The 19,369-nt window shown below is 47.0% G+C and carries 22 protein-coding genes and 1 other annotated feature; of the genes, 10 read left to right on the top strand and 12 right to left on the bottom strand.

From position 1 onward, the window contains the following. Positions 1–7 precede the first annotated feature (7 nt). The 4 genes from KH172YL63_RS01245 to KH172YL63_RS01230 are packed head-to-tail and all read right to left on the bottom strand — an operon-like array spanning position 8 to position 3,848. Complete coding sequence (locus tag KH172YL63_RS01245; protein WP_173104423.1) at positions 8–970, bottom strand: ABC transporter ATP-binding protein; 963 nt, start codon at positions 968–970, stop codon at positions 8–10. Further along, entirely contained in the window at positions 967–1,764 is a 798-nt protein-coding gene (locus KH172YL63_RS01240) for an ABC transporter permease (RefSeq protein ID WP_173104422.1), read from the bottom strand. The genes KH172YL63_RS01245 and KH172YL63_RS01240 overlap by 4 nt, the downstream gene beginning before the upstream one ends. Before the next feature lie 10 nt (positions 1,765–1,774). Then, entirely contained in the window at positions 1,775–2,638 is an 864-nt protein-coding gene (locus tag KH172YL63_RS01235; RefSeq protein ID WP_173104421.1) for an ABC transporter permease, read from the bottom strand. Continuing rightward, positions 2,616–3,848, bottom strand: coding sequence for an ABC transporter substrate-binding protein (locus tag KH172YL63_RS01230; protein ID WP_173104420.1), 1,233 nt, complete (start codon positions 3,846–3,848; stop codon positions 2,616–2,618). The genes KH172YL63_RS01235 and KH172YL63_RS01230 overlap by 23 nt, the downstream gene beginning before the upstream one ends. A gap of 265 nt (positions 3,849–4,113) precedes the next feature. Between KH172YL63_RS01230 and KH172YL63_RS01225 the strand changes: the two genes are divergently transcribed. Then, entirely contained in the window at positions 4,114–4,593 is a 480-nt protein-coding gene (locus KH172YL63_RS01225; RefSeq protein ID WP_173104419.1) for a BsuPI-related putative proteinase inhibitor, read from the top strand. Positions 4,594–4,894: 301 nt separating this feature from the next. Here the strand turns inward: KH172YL63_RS01225 and sfsA are convergent, their stop codons facing one another. Beyond that, positions 4,895–5,617, bottom strand: a complete 723-nt coding sequence (gene sfsA, locus KH172YL63_RS01220; RefSeq protein ID WP_173104418.1) for a DNA/RNA nuclease SfsA — start codon at positions 5,615–5,617, stop codon at positions 4,895–4,897. Positions 5,618–5,631: 14 nt separating this feature from the next. Next, entirely contained in the window at positions 5,632–6,411 is a 780-nt protein-coding gene (locus KH172YL63_RS01215) for a hypothetical protein (RefSeq protein ID WP_173104417.1), read from the bottom strand. Between the two features lie 397 nt (positions 6,412–6,808). Here KH172YL63_RS01215 and KH172YL63_RS01210 point away from each other — a divergent pair, with 397 nt between their 5' ends. Next, positions 6,809–7,984 carry an FtsW/RodA/SpoVE family cell cycle protein gene (locus KH172YL63_RS01210; protein ID WP_173104416.1) on the top strand — a complete coding sequence of 392 codons (1,176 nt, stop codon included), beginning with the start codon at positions 6,809–6,811 and terminating at the stop codon, positions 7,982–7,984. 50 nt (positions 7,985–8,034) lie between these two features. Continuing rightward, positions 8,035–8,236: a binding site (T-box leader), on the top strand. Between the two features lie 55 nt (positions 8,237–8,291). Further along, positions 8,292–9,980: an arginine--tRNA ligase gene (gene argS / locus KH172YL63_RS01205; protein WP_173104415.1), complete on the top strand. Its 1,689-nt coding sequence runs from the start codon at positions 8,292–8,294 to the stop codon at positions 9,978–9,980. A 29-nt stretch (positions 9,981–10,009) separates the two neighbouring features. Here the strand turns inward: argS and KH172YL63_RS01200 are convergent, their stop codons facing one another. After that, complete coding sequence (locus tag KH172YL63_RS01200; RefSeq protein WP_173104414.1) at positions 10,010–10,534, bottom strand: hypothetical protein; 525 nt, start codon at positions 10,532–10,534, stop codon at positions 10,010–10,012. Positions 10,535–10,689: 155 nt separating this feature from the next. On the opposite strand from KH172YL63_RS01200, the gene KH172YL63_RS01195 reads away from it, so the two are divergent. Continuing rightward, positions 10,690–11,271, top strand: coding sequence for a YqaA family protein (locus KH172YL63_RS01195; RefSeq protein ID WP_173104413.1), 582 nt, complete (start codon positions 10,690–10,692; stop codon positions 11,269–11,271). A gap of 41 nt (positions 11,272–11,312) precedes the next feature. Here the strand turns inward: KH172YL63_RS01195 and KH172YL63_RS01190 are convergent, their stop codons facing one another. From KH172YL63_RS01190 to KH172YL63_RS21685, 3 genes are all read right to left on the bottom strand, one after another. Beyond that, on the bottom strand, positions 11,313–12,212 hold the full coding sequence (locus KH172YL63_RS01190) for a diacylglycerol/lipid kinase family protein (protein WP_173104412.1): 900 nt from the start codon (positions 12,210–12,212) through the stop codon (positions 11,313–11,315). 191 nt (positions 12,213–12,403) lie between these two features. Beyond that, positions 12,404–12,688 carry a hypothetical protein gene (locus KH172YL63_RS01185; RefSeq protein WP_232066088.1) on the bottom strand — a complete coding sequence of 95 codons (285 nt, stop codon included), beginning with the start codon at positions 12,686–12,688 and terminating at the stop codon, positions 12,404–12,406. An 83-nt stretch (positions 12,689–12,771) separates the two neighbouring features. Then, positions 12,772–12,921, bottom strand: a complete 150-nt coding sequence (locus tag KH172YL63_RS21685) for an Lmo0850 family protein (RefSeq protein ID WP_098351100.1) — start codon at positions 12,919–12,921, stop codon at positions 12,772–12,774. A 165-nt stretch (positions 12,922–13,086) separates the two neighbouring features. Between KH172YL63_RS21685 and safA the strand changes: the two genes are divergently transcribed. The 6 genes from safA to KH172YL63_RS01155 all read left to right on the top strand — a co-directional run bounded on the left by safA (position 13,087) and on the right by KH172YL63_RS01155 (position 18,252). Then, entirely contained in the window at positions 13,087–13,707 is a 621-nt protein-coding gene (safA, locus tag KH172YL63_RS01180) for a SafA/ExsA family spore coat assembly protein (protein WP_173104411.1), read from the top strand. Positions 13,708–13,849: 142 nt separating this feature from the next. Continuing rightward, on the top strand, positions 13,850–14,263 hold the full coding sequence (locus tag KH172YL63_RS01175) for a CBS domain-containing protein (RefSeq protein WP_232066087.1): 414 nt from the start codon (positions 13,850–13,852) through the stop codon (positions 14,261–14,263). A 189-nt stretch (positions 14,264–14,452) separates the two neighbouring features. Next, positions 14,453–14,620: a hypothetical protein gene (locus tag KH172YL63_RS01170; RefSeq protein WP_173104410.1), complete on the top strand. Its 168-nt coding sequence runs from the start codon at positions 14,453–14,455 to the stop codon at positions 14,618–14,620. A gap of 302 nt (positions 14,621–14,922) precedes the next feature. Continuing rightward, positions 14,923–16,356 (top strand): alanine/glycine:cation symporter family protein, encoded by a 1,434-nt coding sequence (locus KH172YL63_RS01165; protein ID WP_173104409.1) that lies wholly within the window; start codon positions 14,923–14,925, stop codon positions 16,354–16,356. A 117-nt stretch (positions 16,357–16,473) separates the two neighbouring features. Then, the gene (cls, locus tag KH172YL63_RS01160) at positions 16,474–17,922 is read left to right on the top strand and encodes a cardiolipin synthase (RefSeq protein ID WP_173104408.1); all 1,449 of its coding nucleotides are present in this window, start codon (positions 16,474–16,476) and stop codon (positions 17,920–17,922) included. Positions 17,923–17,994: 72 nt separating this feature from the next. After that, positions 17,995–18,252, top strand: a complete 258-nt coding sequence (locus KH172YL63_RS01155) for a YpbS family protein (RefSeq protein WP_173104407.1) — start codon at positions 17,995–17,997, stop codon at positions 18,250–18,252. A gap of 81 nt (positions 18,253–18,333) precedes the next feature. Here KH172YL63_RS01155 and KH172YL63_RS01150 read toward each other — a convergent pair whose 3' ends face one another. Next, complete coding sequence (locus KH172YL63_RS01150; RefSeq protein WP_173104406.1) at positions 18,334–18,606, bottom strand: DUF2187 family protein; 273 nt, start codon at positions 18,604–18,606, stop codon at positions 18,334–18,336. Positions 18,607–18,785: 179 nt separating this feature from the next. Beyond that, on the bottom strand, positions 18,786–19,367 hold the full coding sequence (locus KH172YL63_RS01145; RefSeq protein ID WP_173104405.1) for a hypothetical protein: 582 nt from the start codon (positions 19,365–19,367) through the stop codon (positions 18,786–18,788). Positions 19,368–19,369 lie beyond the last annotated feature (2 nt).

The raw sequence follows: 19,369 nt of genomic DNA, 5'->3' as shown, positions 1-19,369 counted from the left end.
TTCCCTCCTATTCCTTGTGCTGAAACGTTTGGATGTGCCGTTCATCGGCGCCAAGCCAGATTGTTTCGCTGTCTGTATGCCTATCTAAGGGCAGATTCAATTTCTGACCCAGTTCTTCCACCCATACTTCATACATGTCGGTTCCTGCCACAAATAATTTCTGAAGCACGGTTCCCTTCCATTTGCGGAAGGCTTGATCATGCCCACAAACCTCGATGTGAGATGAATGGATGAACCGCCCCTCCGGAAGGGTGAGTCCATCACTCATAAATGAAGCAACGAACGGAGAACCAGGCTTGTAATAGATGTCTTCCGGGGTGCCGATCTGGAGGAATCGGCCTTCATTCAGCACGCCGACCCGGTCGCCCATTTCATAGGCCTCATCCCGGTCATGGGTGACGAACAGCACAGTCGTTCCTTCCTCCTTCAGCATCTTACGCATCCATTGTCTCAGTTCTTTCCTTCTCATCAAATCAAGGGCGCTGAACGGCTCATCCAACAGGAGCAGTTTCGGCTTCAGGATCAGTGACCTGATCAGGGAAACCCTTTGCTGCTGGCCGCCTGACAGTTCTGAAGGATAATGATGCATCACATCGCCAAGACCGACTCTTTCGATGTATTCCTCCGCTCTCTTCCTATTCTCTTTCTTCCGCTTTTCCTTCATGGCCAAGCCGTACATGACATTTTCCAAAACATTCATATGGGGAAAAAGCAAAGGTTGCTGAAAGACCATCCCGATTTGGCGATCCTTCGGCCTGGTGGATGAAATGTCTTTACCTTCGATCATCAACTTGCCTGATGTGACCGACTCCAATCCGGACAGGAGACGGAGCAGGGTTGACTTTCCTGAACCTGATGCCCCGACCACTGAAAGGATCTCGCCTTTTGTCAGGGAGAACGTGATGTCGGTTAAAATATGTGCATCTTTAAACGTCTTTGATACAGTTTGAATATCGATATATGAACTCATGACTGCTTCCTCCCGCTAAGTCGTTGATAAGGGAGAATCAGTTTCAAACACCCTTCCAACAAGATGTATAACATAAAGGGGATGAGGGCGAATACGAGTGAGAATGCCGCCATCACCGCTTCATCTGCCGTATTGGTGAACGGATAGTAAACCATTGCGAGCGTCACCACATTTCCCCCGCCGATGATTGCCGTCAGCACATATTGACTGAGGCTGATCACAATCGTGAGGAACAATACGCTTCGAACGCTGGGAAGCAGCAAGGGCAATTCAATATGGTAAAAGCGCTGCCACGGGTTTCCCCCAAGCACCATGGATTGATCCATCAATTTCGCACCGATCCGCTCATAACCCGATTTAAACATTTTGATGCTGTACGGAACGGTCGGCACGAGATGGACGAGGGCGACACCGATCCAGTGATCTGACAGGCCGTATCTGATGAAGGTCAGATGAAGGCCGATCGCGATGACCAGGACCGGCAGAAACAGCGGAAGCAGCAGCAGCGATTCAATCAATGTTTTTCCCTTGAAAGAGGAAAAGGAGAACGCTTTGCCTGCAGTGATGCCGATCAGCATATTCAATGCCAGTACAACCAGTGCGATCCATAGCGAAACACCGATCGAACCTAGGAATTCCCCTTCATTCAACAGAAGCTTCCACGCCCGGAGACTCGGTGCTGCAGGAGCAGGAGCCCCCCATACCCAAACGCCGAAAAAGCTTTTGTAAATGAGAAAGAAAAGGGGGAATACAAAAAAGAATAAGGATATGATGTAAAATAGTGATTTTCTCATGACTGCACCTCTAATTCCGGATCCCCTTTGTGATATGAAGCCGTTTCTGATTGGTGAAATAAAGCATGAACCACATGAAAAGCCCGATCCCGAGACCAACGAGGACAAGTGCGGCAAATGCAAGCGGGCGGTCACTCCAACTCCCGCTGTAAAACCAGTCGTACGCCAGGATCGCGAGCATCTGCGGAGACGTCACCCCTAATAATTGAGGCACTTCGAATGCTGTAAAAATGAACGCAAACAGAATGGCACCTGTTTCGATCAGGACAGGAAAAAGAAACGGCCATTCCGCTGCCCAGAATGCTTTGAAACGGCCTGCCCCCAACAAGGAAGCGACCTCCTTATACCTTTTCGACACCGTCCCGTACACCGGAAGCAGCATCAGGGTGACGAAAGGGACTTCCTTCCATACATATGTCAGGATAATGCCGATACCATCCCGGTCCTGTACGAGGATCGGAAACTCACTCCTGCTTTCGATCCATCCGGCCCCTCCAACGATATTGGAAAAGAAGCCGCTTTGATTGAACAGGAGATAAACGAGATAGGCCCAGACAAAATGAGGCACAAGCATCGGGATCCAGACAAGGAGCTTATGCTTCGTATCCTGCAGCAGCGGGGCGAATGCCTTCACGATCCCAAGGCCGATGACGAGTGCCAGGATCGTAGAGACCGACGTCACGGTGAAGCTGAACAGGACAGAAGTGGAAAACCGGCTATGTTCAAAAATCTCCACATAATGACGGAAGGTGAATGACTCCCCCTCCACCACGCTTTCAAGAACGGCTAGGATGATCCCAAGCCCCGGGATCAGGAAGAAGAAAAGGAGGGCCGGGAACAGGAGAAGTGCTTTATTGACTTTCAGCCACTTCACGGATCCAATTCTCCTTTAACCATTCCACATAGGCAGCATCCAGCTCTCCGATGAAATTGTCTTCAAGTATGGATGCCTCCAGTACGCTCTCACCCCGGTCGATGTTCATGAACTTCCCTTTCCATTCGTCATCCAGCTTGTCGTAAGAAATAGGAGAGCTTTCTCCCCAGTAATTCGGCTTCAATTTCTCATACTGTGCTTCCGGTGAAAGAAACTCATTGATTGCGACCATGGCCCCTTCTTTATTCGGGCTGTTAAAAGGGATCGACAGGAAGTGGGTGTTGCCGATCGATCCGATGTCTGTCAGTACGAATGACTTTGTCCCGGCCGGAAACACGCCGTCCTTGATCATGTGTTCTGCACGGGCCTCATTGTAGCCCATCGTCATCCACACCTCTTCCTGACTGTATAGCTTATCAAGGTCTGTCAACGTGGACGGATACGTCTCTCCCTCACGCCACAAATACGGTTTCAGTTCATTTAAATCGTCCCAGACTCCCTTTCCGATCTCCGCCGCTTTTTCATCATCGAATTCCGCCTGGGAGAGATTCGAATCGGTTTGGGCATAAAGGAGATGTCTCAGAAAGGCATTACCCGTGAAGTCACCCGGATGAGGATACGTGAACTTACCAGGATTCTCTTTGACGAATGCCTTCAACTCCTCGAGAGTCGTCGGAGGGTTCTTCACTTTGTCACTATTATAGAAGAAAGTGAACTGCACCTTTCCCCACGGGGCCTCATACCCTTCCGTTTCTGTACCGAAATCGTATTGAAAAGCTTCACTTTCTGTATCGTAATAATTCGTGAAATTCGGAAGCCTGTCGACAAACGAACCTGCCAGCAGGTCATTTTCCTTGGCGTTCTTAAAATTTTCACCGTTGATCCAGACGATATCGATCGTCCCTTCCTCTTTCCCTGCACGCTTCTCTGTTTGAAGCTTTTGAAGGATTTCTTGCGTATCGATAGGAACACGATTCAATTCAATATCGTTCTTTTCCTTCAGGGTCGGGGCAACCACCTCATCGACATAACGGTTGATCCCATCATCGCCTCCCCACATAAAGAGGTTCACCTTCGTCCCCTTCGCTTCAGAAACAATGTCCTCCCACTCTCCGTCAGGTATGCCACCGCTCTCCGCTTCATCTTTTGACCCGCAGGCGGACAACAGAAATAAGGAAATAACGCTTATGATTGCGAACCACTTTTTCATCCAACTCGCTCCTCTGCTTTTTTATATGATTGATCTTAATCTTGTTTATGATTGTTTCTTGAGCGGATCGAGATTGGTATTCGCCGCTCCCTTTAGTATAATTCAATTGTACTGGACCTCAGAATATAAAAAAGTAATCTGCCTTACATATGTAAAGTCACAGCACATCGAGATCCGTGGTTATCAGTCATTTTGCCCATCATTCACTGATTTTGTAACCTTTTTCACTATAATAAGTCTAATAAGAAAAGGAGGTGGGATGGACATGTTGCGATGGGTATTCGTAAGCTTCATTCTGATTGCCGGAATGGCAGGCTGCGGGAAAGCCGATGATCAACCCGAAGAACAGTCCAGTCCTCAGCAGCAAACCGGGGACGCAGAAGAAACTTCAGGACAGAAAGGGATTGTTGCAGGAGCAATGGAACCTTCATTAACAAAAGAAAGCCCAAACGTATATGTATACACGGTTAAAAACCAGACAGAACGAGAAAAAACATTTGTGTTTTCATCCGGGCAAACCATTGATTTCGAACTGAAAAATGAAAAGGGCGAGGTCGTATATAAAGACTCCGATAACAAAATGTATACGCAGGCGATCCAGGAAATCACCATCATTCAAGGAGAGGAATTCTCCCAGAAAGTGGCGGTTCCTGAACTTGAAAGCGGGACATACACCTTGACAGTCTGGTTAACAGCCAAAGGAGAAGAGAACTACAAAGCCACGGCTGAGATTGTGGTGGAATAGTTAAGAAGGATTGACCTTGATGGGGTCAATCCTTTTTTGGTGGGGGAGGCTTTTTGTTGGTTCTGAGTGGGGATGCGTTGGGGAAAGTGGCGTTCGCCGATAAAATCGTGATTTCGCCGTTATATTTCTGATATCGCCGTTATATTTGAAATTTCGCCGTTAAATCCAGGATTTCACCGTTATAATGAATATTTCGCCGATAAACGCATCTCTCCCCAACCGAGTGATCAGCATGAACCTTATAAATATTCCTACAATCCCAATTTCCAGAAAAAAAGAAAGAGATTGCCCCAAAATAAGGTCAATCCCTTTCAGTATAAACCGGCAGCGCTCCGTTCAAGGTTATTCGTTCCGGTGTGACTGTGCAGCTTCTGGCGAAGAACCGGACACCCTTTTTATTCGCTTCTTCCATGACAGAAGCGAAGTGGGGATCGATTTCCGGGGCGGAGGTGATGCCGTGAAGATCGGTGCGCTGGGCAATAAACAATACAGCCGTTTGATACTTACCTTCGATTTGCAAATGTGTCAATTCTTCTACATGACGGGCGCCCCTTGCCGTGACGGCATCAGGAAATTTACCCATTCCGTTCTCTTCCATCGTGACGCTCTTCACTTCCAGTAGGAGTTTTTGATCATTTTGTTTATGGGTGAGCAGGAAGTCGAATCGTGAGCGGCCCACCTTGTATTCGGCACGTTCGAACCGCCATTCGTTGAGCTCCTCGATCAATTCCTGCTGCAGTGCCTCTGTTACGAGCAGGTTTGGGTAGTGTGTATTCAAGGAGACGTAAATGTCGGATGAGGCATCGTATGCCATGACGGCGGACCATCTTGTTTTTCTTTTTGGATCGGTGGATTCCTTTATCCAGATTGGCCCCCCTGATACAAGGATATCCTTTAGTCGGCCCGGGTCAGGCAGGTGGACCTTTTCCTTTGAACCTGTGGGGAGTTCACATTCCAATACAAACCGGTTCAGCCGTTCGAGGAATACAGCCTTGACGAGGGTATCGTGAAATTCCAGTTGCACCAGACCATCCCGGCTCATTTGAGCAGTGCACTCCAGCTTTTCATTTTGCGGTCATAGGATAATAATCCGTTAGCCGGAGACTTGCTGACCTGTTTATAATCCTCTGCCATCTCGTCCATATCGTAGTAATCCCCGATCACCCATATCGGAATTTCGATCTTTCCTCTGCTTACGATCGCTTTTTCTAACGAAATGACCATTCCTTCTTTTAACTTGTCCCTAAACGAGTGGATGACTTCCTTTCCAATGGCAGGATAGGCTTTTTCTTTTTTCATGCCGAACAGGCCTTTACCGCCTTTGGTTGTGTTGAGCTTTGAAGACACAACAGCCCCCAGCATATGATAGAAATCCTCGAAGTCCCGGTAATAGACCTTATTAAACCAGCCATCATCATGGGAAAGATAGGCGTAACGGTTGTTTAGCTTTGAATAAAAAGGAGGGAGTAACGGCTGCTTGATGTGGCCCATATAAAGAAGCTCGGCGATTTCCTGACCGTTCAATTCATTGACGCCGACTTCTTCTTCGAAATCGATCCAGCAGAAGTCTCCATATCCATGAACCCCGTCATTCATCAGTTCCTCTATTTCATCCTTCTCCACATAGTCCATATGCGTATGTATATTGAAAGAGCCGTGCTCGTACTGATGCTCGATGAGGAGCAGATTCTTGAGCGGTTTCCGGGCATTCGAAGCGAATTCGCTGAAATTGATCCCATGGGACACCACAAACTGACGATCGGTATTCTTATGAACATAGATGATATCTTTAACTTGATTATTTGCCTTCAAGGCCATTCCCTCCATCTGATTTACACGATGCACTCATTATCTATTCTATTTTATCAAACATATGGGGAACTTGTTCTTTTCTATTTCATTTCAAAATGATGACAAAAGTCGCAGGTAATTGTCGGAAATAGTCATTATATGGGACTACCGACTATCCCGGTCCCAATCTCACCGGCAAAAAGCGCCGGGGCTGATATGAGACAAGTATGTAATAAATGGTAAGACAATGAGTCCAGCCCCTGCAAAATCCTTATCCACCGCCCTTTCCCGTCTGAGGAGACTGGCCGGTACAAATCGATGTCCCATCGTGTTCTTCGGTATTTTCTCTCTCATCAGTAGAAATTTCCCTTCGTTTCTATTAGACTAGGTATGTGAAATCTTTAGAAATTCAGGTGAATAGATTATGGAAACTCGCCAGCGATTTGCTGATAAGATCGATTGGGGTCTTCTCTTTTTATTAATGTTGTTTTTCATCGTCAGTGCCATGGGAATAAGCAGTGCCCAGACATCCGGTCAGTACGGGACGAACTTTGTCATCCGGCAGGCGTTCTGGTATGTGGTGGGAGGAATCATCATCGGGGCCGCGCTTTTCCTGGATTCGGACCAGTACAGGCGACTCGCTTGGTACATATACGGCGCAGGGATTTTCCTGCTCGTGCTGCTGTTGGTTTCACCGGAAAGTATCGCACCTCACAGAAACGGAGCGAAAAGCTGGTTCATGCTCGGCCCGCTCGGTTCCATCCAGCCGTCTGAGTTCATGAAGACCTTCCTCATCCTGGCGTTGGCCCGGATCATTACGAATCATCACGAGCTCAATCCGAACAAAACGATACAGACAGATTTTCAATTATTGATTAAAATCGGACTTACAACCCTTGTTCCACTTGCCTTTATCATGCAGCAGCCGGACTTGGGGACCTCCCTTGTCATATTGGCAATCATGACGGGGATCATCCTTGTGTCAGGCATCACGTGGAAATTGATTGTGCCGATTTACGCTTCCATCGGTGTGATCGGGGCCGGCATCCTTTCACTCGTGATCTGGGCACCGGAAATATTGGAAAAATACTTAAATGTGAAACCTTATCAATTCGGCCGTATTTATGCCTGGCTCGATCCGTATAACTACGCGAAGCTTGAAGGTTTTCACTTGATCAACTCCCTTAATGCCATCGGCTCAGGCCAGATTTTCGGTAAAGGGTACAGCGACCGGGAAGTATATATCCCGGAAAACCATACAGACTTCATTTTCAGTGTGATAGGGGAGGAATACGGGTTCATCGGGGCAAGCGTCGTGATCAGCCTTTACTTCCTCTTGATCTATCATTTAACCAAGACAGCCCTGGATACGAAGGAACCTTTCAATGCCTATGTGTGTGCGGGGATCATCAGCATGATTACCTTCCACGTGTTCCAGAATATCGGCATGACGATCCAGCTGTTACCGATCACCGGGATCCCCCTGCCGTTCATCAGCTACGGGGGAAGTTCACTCATGGGGAATATGCTCGCACTTGGACTTGTGTTCAGTATGAGGTTTCACCATAAAACGTATATGTTTTCTTCAGAAGATTCTTGATCACTGGTTGCATTCATCTCCAAAATGTGTAAAATAATAGTAATCAGATAATCGATTCGATGATGAAGAGAGTAATGCCGACGTGGAACGATAGCGAGCCGGGGGTGGTGGGAGCCCGGTGTGAAGCCCGGGATGAAACGCACTTCTGAGAAGTTACCCTGAATGGAGTAGGGGAAACCGGGTCTTCCCGTTATACAATGAGCGCCCTTTTCGGGAATAAGAGTGGTACCGCGAGCCAAACTCGTCTCTATGATGCATAGAGGCGGGTTTTTTTATTGTTTTTTATACTATTGGAGGTGTCAGGGAAATGGATATGAAGTCGATTGTCGCAGACATGTTAAAGTCACAGGCCCTTAGTGAATGGAATGAAAATGATCTCTATGATTTATTGGAAACGCCAAAGCACACGCACCTTGGAGACTTGGCCTTCCCTTGTTTCCAGTTGGCCAAAACGCTCAGAAAAGCACCGGCTGCGATTGCCACTGATCTGGCAGGGAAGCTTTCGTCGCCATTGATCACCAAAGTAGAAGCAGTCGGTCCTTATGTAAACATTTACTTTGATGGGGCCAAAGTCGGGAAGAAAGTGGTTTCTGATATCCTTGCAGTCGGTAAAGACTATGGTACCCATCAGTTCGGTAAGGATAAAACGATCGTCCTTGATATGTCGTCACCAAATATCGCGAAACCTTTCTCCATGGGTCATCTACGCTCGACCGTCATCGGGAATTCCATTGCCACCATTGGGGAGAAATGCGGGTACTCGACAGAAAAGATCAATTATATCGGCGATTGGGGCACCCAATTCGGGAAATTGATCGTTGCCTACAAAAAGTGGGGAGATCCTGAGAAGGTGAAAAGCAATCCTATCGGGGAGCTGTTCGTGCTGTATAAGAAATTCCATGAAGAAGCAGCAAACGACCCTTCCCTCGACGATGAAGGAAGAAAAGCGTTCAAGCTCCTTGAAGATGGGGATGAAGAGGTGACGGAGCTGTGGAAATGGTTCAAGGAAGAATCCCTTGAAGCCTTTAAAGATATTTACTCACTACTCGGGGTTGAATTCGATTCTTATAACGGGGAAGCATTTTTCAACGACAAGATGGAGGAAGTCGTGACGATGCTGGAGGAGGCCGGTCTCCTTGAAACTTCCCAAGGTGCACAGGTGGTCCGCATGGATGAAGAGAACATGCCGCCTTGCCTGATCAAAAAGACCGACGGCGCAACCCTTTATGCCACGAGAGACCTGGCATCGGCCCTCTATCGACAGCGCCAGTATGCGTTCGATGAAGCACTGTATATTGTCGGGCAGGAGCAGACCATCCATTTCAAGCAGGTGATCTCCGTGCTGAAGAAGCTGGGCTTCGACTGGGCGGGTGAGATGAAACATATTCCGTTCGGCCTTTATTTGAAAGACGGCAAGAAAATGTCCACCCGTAAAGGACGTGTCATCCTTCTTCAAGAAGTGCTGCATGAAGCCATTAAGATTGCAGAGGACAATATCAAACAGAAAAATCCTGACCTAAAAAATGCTGACACAGTAGCGAGAGACGTCGGTGTCGGCGCCATCATCTTCCATGATGTGAAGAACGATCGCCTGAACGATATTGAATTTTCTTTGGAACATATGCTGACGTTCGAAGGGGAAACCGGTCCTTACATTCAATATACGTACGCAAGAACACAGTCCCTCCTGAAAAAAGCGGGAAATCTTTCCCCAATGGCATTCGAAGGACTTGAGGACGCTGAAAGCTGGGAAGTCATCAAACAGCTGAGATTATTCCCGGAAATCATTGAAAGAGCCTGGCAGCACTACGCACCGTCTGTCATCGCCAAGTACCTGATCGATACATCACAGAGCTTCAATCGTTACTACGGTAAAACAAAGATCATTGCAGAAGACGGACAGCAGTCCTCCCGTCTGGCACTCGTCCATGCGGTTGGAATCGTTCTCGCAGAAGGCCTGCGCCTACTGGGAATGAAATCTCCTGTGGAGATGTAGATTCCTGTCACTATTTCCCGAGAAATAGACTATTTTCTCTTCAGATTTTTTTCAAGCTTCACAATGAGGAATGCAACGCCCCCTATGGAGAGCATGATGATACCAGCCAACCCCCACTTCTTCCTATCCGCTTCTGACTTCATTTCCTGAAGCGTGATGTGTTCAGAAGGGGGGGATCCTTCTCCAAGTGCGGCGATTGCCTCATTGGCATTTTCTATTTCAACAGAACCACCGCATGCTCCGACTGTCAAAGTACCGTTTTGTTCCCTGGCATAAAAAAGGTAGGTTTGATCTTCACGAAACATGAAGCCACAGGACGTTTCGTTTGTATATACATATGCGTTACTCTCTTTCAGGCCTTTCCAAACCCGGTTTACTTCCACCGACGCGACGCCTCTCTTAGCATCTACATCCATCACTTTCCCTTCGAAGACGGCATCTGCTTCCTCTTCATAGACTTCATTGGTTTTCTCTATGCATTTACATGCCAGCGCAAGTGTCGGCTGGCCGAACAGAAAGCAAACCGACAGGATGACCACCTTCAAGCGTTTCATATCATCGCTCCTTTATGAATGAGACGGATTTTCCATGAAATGGTTTCACTTTGACAGGATATTTCATGACGCCCCTTTTGAAAAGTGATATACTTCATATGTTCTATTTAAAATCGAAAACGAATTTCTTGATCATAAAGGAGATTACTGAACTTATGTCTGAATTGATTCACGCTTTTGAAGCATGGTTACTTGATTACGGGGTATGGGGCTTGATTCTCGTTTCTTTCGCCGACTCGTCATTCTTCCCCATCCCGCCTGACGTACTGCTCATCCCGCTCGCGATCGCCAATCCTGAAGGTGCATTACTTTATGCCCTTTATACGACAGTCGCCTCTGTTATCGGAGCACTTTTCGGATGGTTGATCGGTAAGAAGCTTGGACGGCCGATCCTGGTACGGTTATTCTCGGAAGAAAGAATTCAAAAGGTAGAAGAATATTTCACCAAGTACGGCCCAATGGCCCTGCTGATCGCCGGACTGACCCCGATTCCTTATAAAATCTTCACCATCTTCGCCGGTGTATCCGGGGTGAAAATCCGCGTACTGGTGATTTGGTCGATTATCGGAAGAGGGATCCGCTTCTTCCTGGAAGCAGCGATCATCCTGACACTTGGTGCAAAAGCAAAGCCATTCATCGAAGAGAACTTTACGTTCCTCACCCTTGCTGCAGGCGGCGTGTTGATCGTGATTTACCTTGTGTATTTATTCATCAAGAAGAAAAAGCAGACTCCTTAATACAGAAAGAGGATGGGATCCCGGATCCCATCCTCTTTTAATTATTCCAGACTGCCCACCACAAATCGCAGATGCTTTTGCAGCACTTTCAATGACTGTCTGCTTCCTTCATACAATTCTCCATCCATATCAAGCTTTTCATTCTGCCCGAGCTCGATATGGGCTTCTTCCGCTTGGATATGCATGATGTCATCATACTGTTCGCTTATATTTCCGGTGCTTTTAATGACGAGGAATTCCTTTAACAGCGGGAAGCCGCTTTTTTTCACAACGTAAATATCCATCAGCCCGTCATCCATATCAATGCTGACCGGCAGCGGATTGGTACCGATCGACCGGCCATTGGCCACCAGGAGCATGACCACTTCTTCTTCCACTACCTCACGCTCTGTCGTGACTTTCACGTCCAGGATAGGCGAGTCCTGGATCGTTTGAAACGCACTGATATAGTAGCTCAACTTGCCGAGTACACTTTTGGAGCCAACATCGATGTTGTCACTCGTCTGGGAAATCAGTCCTGTCCCCCAGAAGTTGCTGAAATACCGGTCATCAGTCTTGACGATGTCGATTTCCTTTTCAAAAGGGCGTTCCGTAATGAGGCGTACGGCTTGTCCGACGTTCATCGGGATATGAAGGGACCTGGCGAAATCATTGCATGTCCCTCCGGGGATGAGGCCAACGAGGGGGCGGCGTTCCAGTGCCGCTAACCCGTTGATCGCTTCATGGATCGTCCCGTCGCCACCCATGATTACGACAAGCTCATAGTCACTGCCGGTTTCCCTGCAAACTTTCTCCGCATCCCCCTTTTCCTTTGTGCTGTGAATGATCAGATTGTTGCAGATCTCAAGGAGGGGCGGGACGGCATCCTTCAGCAATACCTCCAGCGTCCCTTGACCTGCCTTTCCATTGCAAACGAGCAAAACATCCGAATATTGTGTCATGAATATCGTCACCTAACTTTTGGAGTATGAAGAACAATGGCGAAACCATTGTTCGAAATAAAAAGAGGCTGACCCAAAATGATGAGTTGATGTCACCTTGATGGACCAGTCCTATTGCGTTCAGCACCTATTCTCTATACCCTTCTTAACGGGCGTGATCCTCCCATCAATCTTGGGTCAACCTCTTTTTTCTATGCAGTGTTGGAATCTTCCATTGGGGCTTTTAGTACAGACCTGTAGGCATTCGCAAGCCGCCCCTTAATATAGCTTTGGGGATCATAAGGCATATGCTGATTCTGCATGCGATGAAGTTCCATTTCCGCAAACATGGCAAGGGCTCGGCACACCTGATCCAGCGCCATATTGACGCGATGAGGGTCTGACGGCTGCCCGTGGCTCATACAGTAGTATGATATTTCGTCCGCCTTCTTCCTGAATTCCTTCAATGCCTGTATATCAAACATCGTTCTCTCCATGCCTTCCCCTCCTTATACTTATTTAAAGTATATCGGGAATAATGGGGAATTATGTCTGTCCACCATTTCTATCTGACTGAATATCAAGAGTCCTGGGTTAACGTCTTCGGTAATGGTTGATACTGCTTTAGTGAATGAAGGATTTCACGTCTCGACTTTGTTTTGGAAATATTCACACCGACGTTTGATAATTTCGTTATCACTTTTTTAAAGCGATCGTTCTCCTTTACCACGTTGTTCACCTCTTTTTTCTTTATCGTTACCTATTTGTACGTTTGATCATTGAAAAGGTTTCACATTATGTTATATGGTTTCCCTTTTCCCTAAAAATGAAACAATAATCCTATTTTTAAACATTTCCTTGGAATAAATTGAACCTAACTGCACATTTTATACATATGAAAACGAAACGAAGCATTCTTATCGTCCTGTCGTCCCTGGTCTTTGGTTTATCCGCTCTGCCTGTGGCATCCGCCCAAGGTCCCTATTCTGTCAAAAAAGGAGATACGCTCTGGAACATTTCCAACCGCTTTCAGCTATCATTATCTGCATTGATCAACGCTAACCCACAATTATCGGATCCAGATCTAATCTATCCGGGACAAAGAATCATTATCCCGTCCGCTGTCAGGGGGGCGTCGGTCGAAAACCGGGTGACCGAATTGGCAAATGCCGAAAGGGAAAAGAACGGTCTTCCTCCCCTCCGGCTCGATCCGGCCCTCTCCCGGGTCGCCCTCACAAAGTCATGTGACATGAGAGACAGAGGGTACTTCTCACATAAGAGCCCGGCCTACGGCACCCCCGGGGATATGTTGAAGGCATCACGCATCCCGTTCAGTGATGCTACAGAAAATATCGCCGCCGGACAATCCACCCCGGAAGAAGCCATCGGGGAGTGGATGGAAAGCCCCGTCAACCGCAAGCAAATCCTCACAGGCTCCTATACCCACTTAGGCGTCGGATATTGCCGGGGCGGCGCATACGAAAGCTACTGGACCGTGTTATTGATTCGAAGATAGAGATGAGGGACGGACCTTCCCGGGGAAGGTCCGTCCCTCTATGTGTCCTGTCTCAAAATTTCCAATGGGACATAAGAATAGTCCGAAGCATCTGTCGGATAATAAACGTGTACTGCCATTATGATCAAGGGGGAATTCATTCATGCAGGTACGTGACATTATGTCGACAAATGTTGAAGCAGCCACTAACCAGGATTCACTTGAAAGCGTCGCTTCAAAGATGAGTTCGAGAAATGTCGGCTCCATACCCGTCGTTGAAAACGGACAGGTTGTCGGGATGATTACAGACCGTGATATTGCCACCCGGGGACTCAGCCAGGGTGCACAGGGGAATCTCTCTCAAATCATGTCCCAGCAAGTCGTGACCGTATCTCCGGATGCGTCCGTCGAAGAAGCATCTGCCTTGATGTCTCAGCATCAGGTGCGCCGCTTGCCGGTCGTTGAACAGGGACAGCTTGTCGGGATGCTCGCGCTCGGGGATCTGGCAGTACAGCAGCAATCAGATCAAAGTGCCGGCACCGCCCTTAGCGGGATTTCACAAAATCACCTGCGCTAAGGACTCCTTCTTCCAAACAAGAGGCCATCCGCGATGGCCTCTTGTTTGCTGATGGTCCGTCCCCCGCATTCGACTTTTTTTGACCGGGTTATGTGTTGTCCGTCATTTTTTTCATGATGAGGCAGGATTTTCTTGTCGGATGGCGAATATGTTTAGTACCAGATGATGTTTTAGGAGGAGGGGGTTTGTATGAGCCGCGCTGCACGCTCGTACCGAAAAGAAGTTCGTCATTTCAAACGTGAAAACCGCAAAAAAGTCTTCGCCGACAGCATTTTTGATTTTCTGTTCATGGTATTTGGCATATCGATGATCACTGGTATTCTTTTATTTTTCTTAGGATTTTGGAATTATTATTAATTTATATCTTCATACTTTCTTTGCTGCCATGGATGTCTATGGCATTTTTTTATGCCTTCAGTTTCTTTGCACCCTCAATTATTGTTATTCCAGTAGCACGAACAACATTATTCCAAGATAATTTAACAAACGTCTCTTCCCCTCCCTCCTACTCAAACAAACCCTTTATTACTATGATAAAATAGTTCGTCCTTCTAAATACCTAACTGGTAAAATTTTAATATTCAGATAATAACTTGACTTTTATTTTAAATTTTCAGATAATGTTAACATAACCGTCACAACATTCACAGGAGGTTAACATGGACATTTTAAATGGATTAGTCAATGAAGCGAATTCAATATTATGGGGATATGTGCTCATCGGCCTGCTCCTCATTTTAGGTTTATATTTTACAATCGGATCGAAATTTGTTCAGATCCGCCACTTTAAAGAAATGGTTCGCCTTTTAGGCGATAAGGACGTAGTAGAAGCTGAAGGGGACAAGTCGATTTCATCCCTGCAGGCGTTTTTTATCGGGGCAGGTACCCGGATTGGTACAGGTAATCTGGCCGGGGTGGCCATTGCCTTGGCAATCGGGGGACCTGGAGCGGTCTTCTGGATGTGGCTCGTTGCCATCCTCGGCGGAGCAAGTGCATTCGTCGAAAGTACGCTTGCCCAGATTTATAAAGAAAAGGATACAGTAGGATTTAAAGGTGGCCCGGGCTACTATATGAAGAAACAGCTGGGGAAACCGTGGATGAGTTCAATTTTCGCCGTCACCATCATCCTTTCTTTCGGGACAACCTTCAATGCAGTGCAAAGTAACACGATCGCAACCGCTTTTAGCAATTCATTCGGAATCAATACATTTGTCATCGGACTCGTATTGGCCGGTTTGACTGCCCTGATCATTTTCGGCGGGGTTCAGCGGATCGCCAGCTTCTCATCTTTCATCGTTCCGATCATGGCAGGATTTTATATCTTACTGGCACTGTTTGTCGTCATCACGAACATCACTGAAATGCCTGGCGTCATCGCCCTTATTTTCAAAAGCGCATTCGGGTTTGAACAGGTTTTAGGCGGCGGGATCGGAGCCGCGATCATGAACGGGGTCAAGCGTGGACTGTTCTCCAATGAAGCAGGTATGGGTAGTGCACCGAATGCTGCCGCTACTGCATCGGTTTCCCACCCTGTCAAACAGGGCTTCATTCAGGCGCTTGGCGTATTCTTTGATACGTTACTCGTTTGTTCCGCCACTGCGTTCATCATCCTGACATCAGATGCGTATGGTTCTGGACTGACAGGAATCGAATTGTCACAGGCAGCCATGTCTGAACACTTCAACTCATGGGCAGGCATCTTCCTGGCGATTGCGATCTTTACCTTCGCCTTCAGCTCCATCATCGGAAGCTACTACTATGGTGAAGCCAATCTTCCTTTCATCAACAAAAGCAAGACCGGACTATTGATCTACCGTTTTATCGCACTTGGCATGGTGGTCTTCGGATCGGTTGCCAGCCTTGATATCGTCTGGAGCCTGGCTGACTTCTCCATGGCGCTCATGGCATTAACCAACCTGATCGCGATCGGCATCTTGGCACCGATTGCTTTCAAAGCACTCGACCATTACATGCAGCAGAGACGCCAGGGTCTGGATCCCGTATTCTATGCAGACGACATCCCCGGCCTGAAGGGCGTCGAAAGCTGGCCGGTGCGTGAGAAGGAAATCCGTAAAAAGGCGGTAAATGAATAAAGGTATATTCTTTGAATAAGCTGTCCATCCATTTGATGGGCAGCTTTTTTGCCATTCTTTTCAATCCCTATCTCAGGTATACTTAGGGTAGAAAGAGATAAAGGAGTCATACATACGATGGATATCCTATCCACCCTTCCAGGGGTATTATTCATACTTAACCTTGTCCTTGCATCCGTGATCATTTTCTTAGAGCGAAGGGACGCCGGCGCGACATGGGCCTGGCTGATGGTGCTGTTCTTCATTCCCTTACTGGGCTTTATCCTTTATTTGATTTTCGGTCAGAACTTAAGCAGAAAGCGATTGTTTGACTGGGATGATATGAAGAAGATCGGGATCGAGAACCTGATTCAAGGACAGATCCGCTCCCTGAAGGAACACCAATTTCCTTTTCGGAACAACATATCCGAGCGCTATCAGGATCTCATTTATATGCACCTGATGAATAATGATGCCCTCTTGACCCAGGACAATGATCTGAAGCTTTTCACTCATGGAGAAGATAAGTTTTCTTCACTGCTGGCAGACTTTGATGCAGCCACAGACCATATCCATATTCAGTACTATATTTTCAAAAAGGATCAGCTGGGCAGGAGAATCCTCGATAAGTTGATTGAGCAAGCCCGGCAAGGCGTGAAGGTCCGGGTTTTATATGACGAGATGGGCTCCCGCAGGACCAGGATGAACTTCTTCAAGGAACTTCTTGCGGCCGGCGGCGAAGTGGAAGTGTTTTTCCCTTCCAGAATTCCTTTTATCAACCTCCGCCTCAATTACCGCAACCACCGGAAGCTCGTCATTATTGACGGGAAGGTCGGATATGTCGGTGGTTTCAATATCGGGGATGAATACCTTGGGCTCAATCCTAAATTCGGTTATTGGCGGGACACCCACCTGAGGGTCGAGGGGAGTTCTTCACTTGCCATGCAGACCCGCTTCATCCTTGACTGGAATCAGGCAAGCCGCTCGAAGAAAATTGCATATGACATGCGCTACTTCCCCCTTTCTTCTTTTAAAGGACAGGCAGGGGTCCAAATTGTCACGTGCGGACCTGATTCGGAGTGGGAGCAGATCAAACATGGCTATATCAAAATGATTTCTTCAGCGAAACAATCAATCTATATCCAGACCCCATATTTCATCCCGGATGTGAGTCTGCTTGATTCACTGCGGATCGCTGCCCTCACCGGTGTCGATGTGCGGATCATGATCCCAAACAAGCCGGACCATCTCTTTGTCTACTGGGCGACCTACTCTTATATCGGGGAACTGCTGAAAGCGGGCGTGAAAATTTATATTTATGAAAATGGATTCATCCATGCGAAGACGATTGTGGCTGATGAAGAGATTTCTTCCGTCGGCACCGCCAATATCGATGTCAGAAGCTTCCGCCTGAACTTTGAGGTAAACGCCTTTTTATATGATGAAGCACTTTCGAGAGAGCTCGGGACGGCGTTCAGATCCGATATGGAAAAAGCCCGTGAACTGACGCTTGATGATTATCACAACAGGTCATTGATGATCAAGGTGAAGGAATCGGTTTCCAGGCTGCTGTCTCCCATCTTATAGGACTGTTGCCATTGCATAGCGGGAAAGGCATAATAGAAGAATATTGTTTCAGAGATAGAGAGGGATGAAATCATGAGTGTGCATAAAGAAATTTCCAAGCATTCTAACAAACAGAATCAGCTTGTCCAGCAGTTCATGCGGTTGGATGGAGAAAGAGAGATGGCGATCGATGAAGCCGTTCAGCTTTGCAAGGCCGGAAAGCCGTTTACGACCGACCGCATCAACCTGGTGACAAATGAAATCAATGCCCTTGCCCGTCAAGGCGTTGTTCCGCAAAGAAAGCTTGTCACCGATGATATGGTGAAGGAATATGTTAATAAATTAATTTAACACATCAAAAAGGACCCTGAAACGCTTCCCCCAACAAAATGGTGAAGGTGTAACCGGGTCCTTTTTATATAAGAAGAACAATTATGCTTTTAATGCGCTATTCCACCCATCATACACGAATACAGGCTGCGTATCATTGTCAGCCCTTTCAATCACGACGTAGTTTTTGTGGGCCACGACCGTTTGATCATCAGGCAGATCAAGCTTTTTGGCGTATTCGAGATCCATTTTCACAATGACGGTATTTTCCCTGAGGGTCGTGACGACACCATTGATGACGTGCTTTTTCCGTTTGAATTGGACAGTATCCCCGAGATTGGCGTTTTCTTTTGAGTAAACGAACGTATTATCCATTGTAAAATCCCCTTTTTATATCATCTCTTTTTTTCTTTTACAATTGAATGAATTTTCTAATAATATAATTCTAACTTATTTTTACAGAAATTTCAATGAGTTCCTTACTCTTTTTGTACCACCAATTCATACCGGTGAAACCTATCCAACTTCGTTTTTGTCGAAAAATCTTCGGACCTTTAGTCCGTGCTTCGATCGGTTAACATAATTTTGAATACGTACGCTTTGTCTGCCTTCAGGATCCCGCCGTCCGGCTTGCCATTCTCATCAACCGTTACCCCGGACATTTCATCACCATCCGAGCCTGCAATGGCGTAAAGATAGAGGGGTTTATCCTTTTCCAACGCGACTTTCTCGGTCAGGAGACCGCCATAGACCATGCCGTTCATTTCGAAATCTTCATACATGGTAACCGCCCCGCCTTCCATTCCATGGATGAACTTGACTTTCCCATTGTCTGCATCATTTCCGAATGACAGGAGGGCATCATCGTAGTGCTTTCCCCCTTCATCAGATGAAAATGGCTCATCTCTCACCAATTCCCCGTGTTCATACACCTCGATTGTCTTGACAAGGACGGTATCCTTTCCGGTCTCCCCATTTATTTCAAAAAATTGTATATCATGTATCCCTGTAAACCTGATCAGTTCACCTTCATGTTCATCTAGTTTGTATGGTTTCACCGTTACATTCCCCTGTCTGGATGTACATCCAGACGTAATCAGCAAAACCGCTACGATCATCAGCCAAATTTTCCTCATGG

Origin of the sequence: Bacillus sp. KH172YL63 (assembly GCF_011398925.1) — a bacterium.
In the GTDB taxonomy this organism is placed as follows: Bacteria; Bacillota; Bacilli; order Bacillales; family Bacillaceae_B; genus Rossellomorea.
The sequence above is the reverse complement of the archived record's forward strand: the minus strand, read 5'-3'. Positions and strand labels throughout refer to the sequence as shown.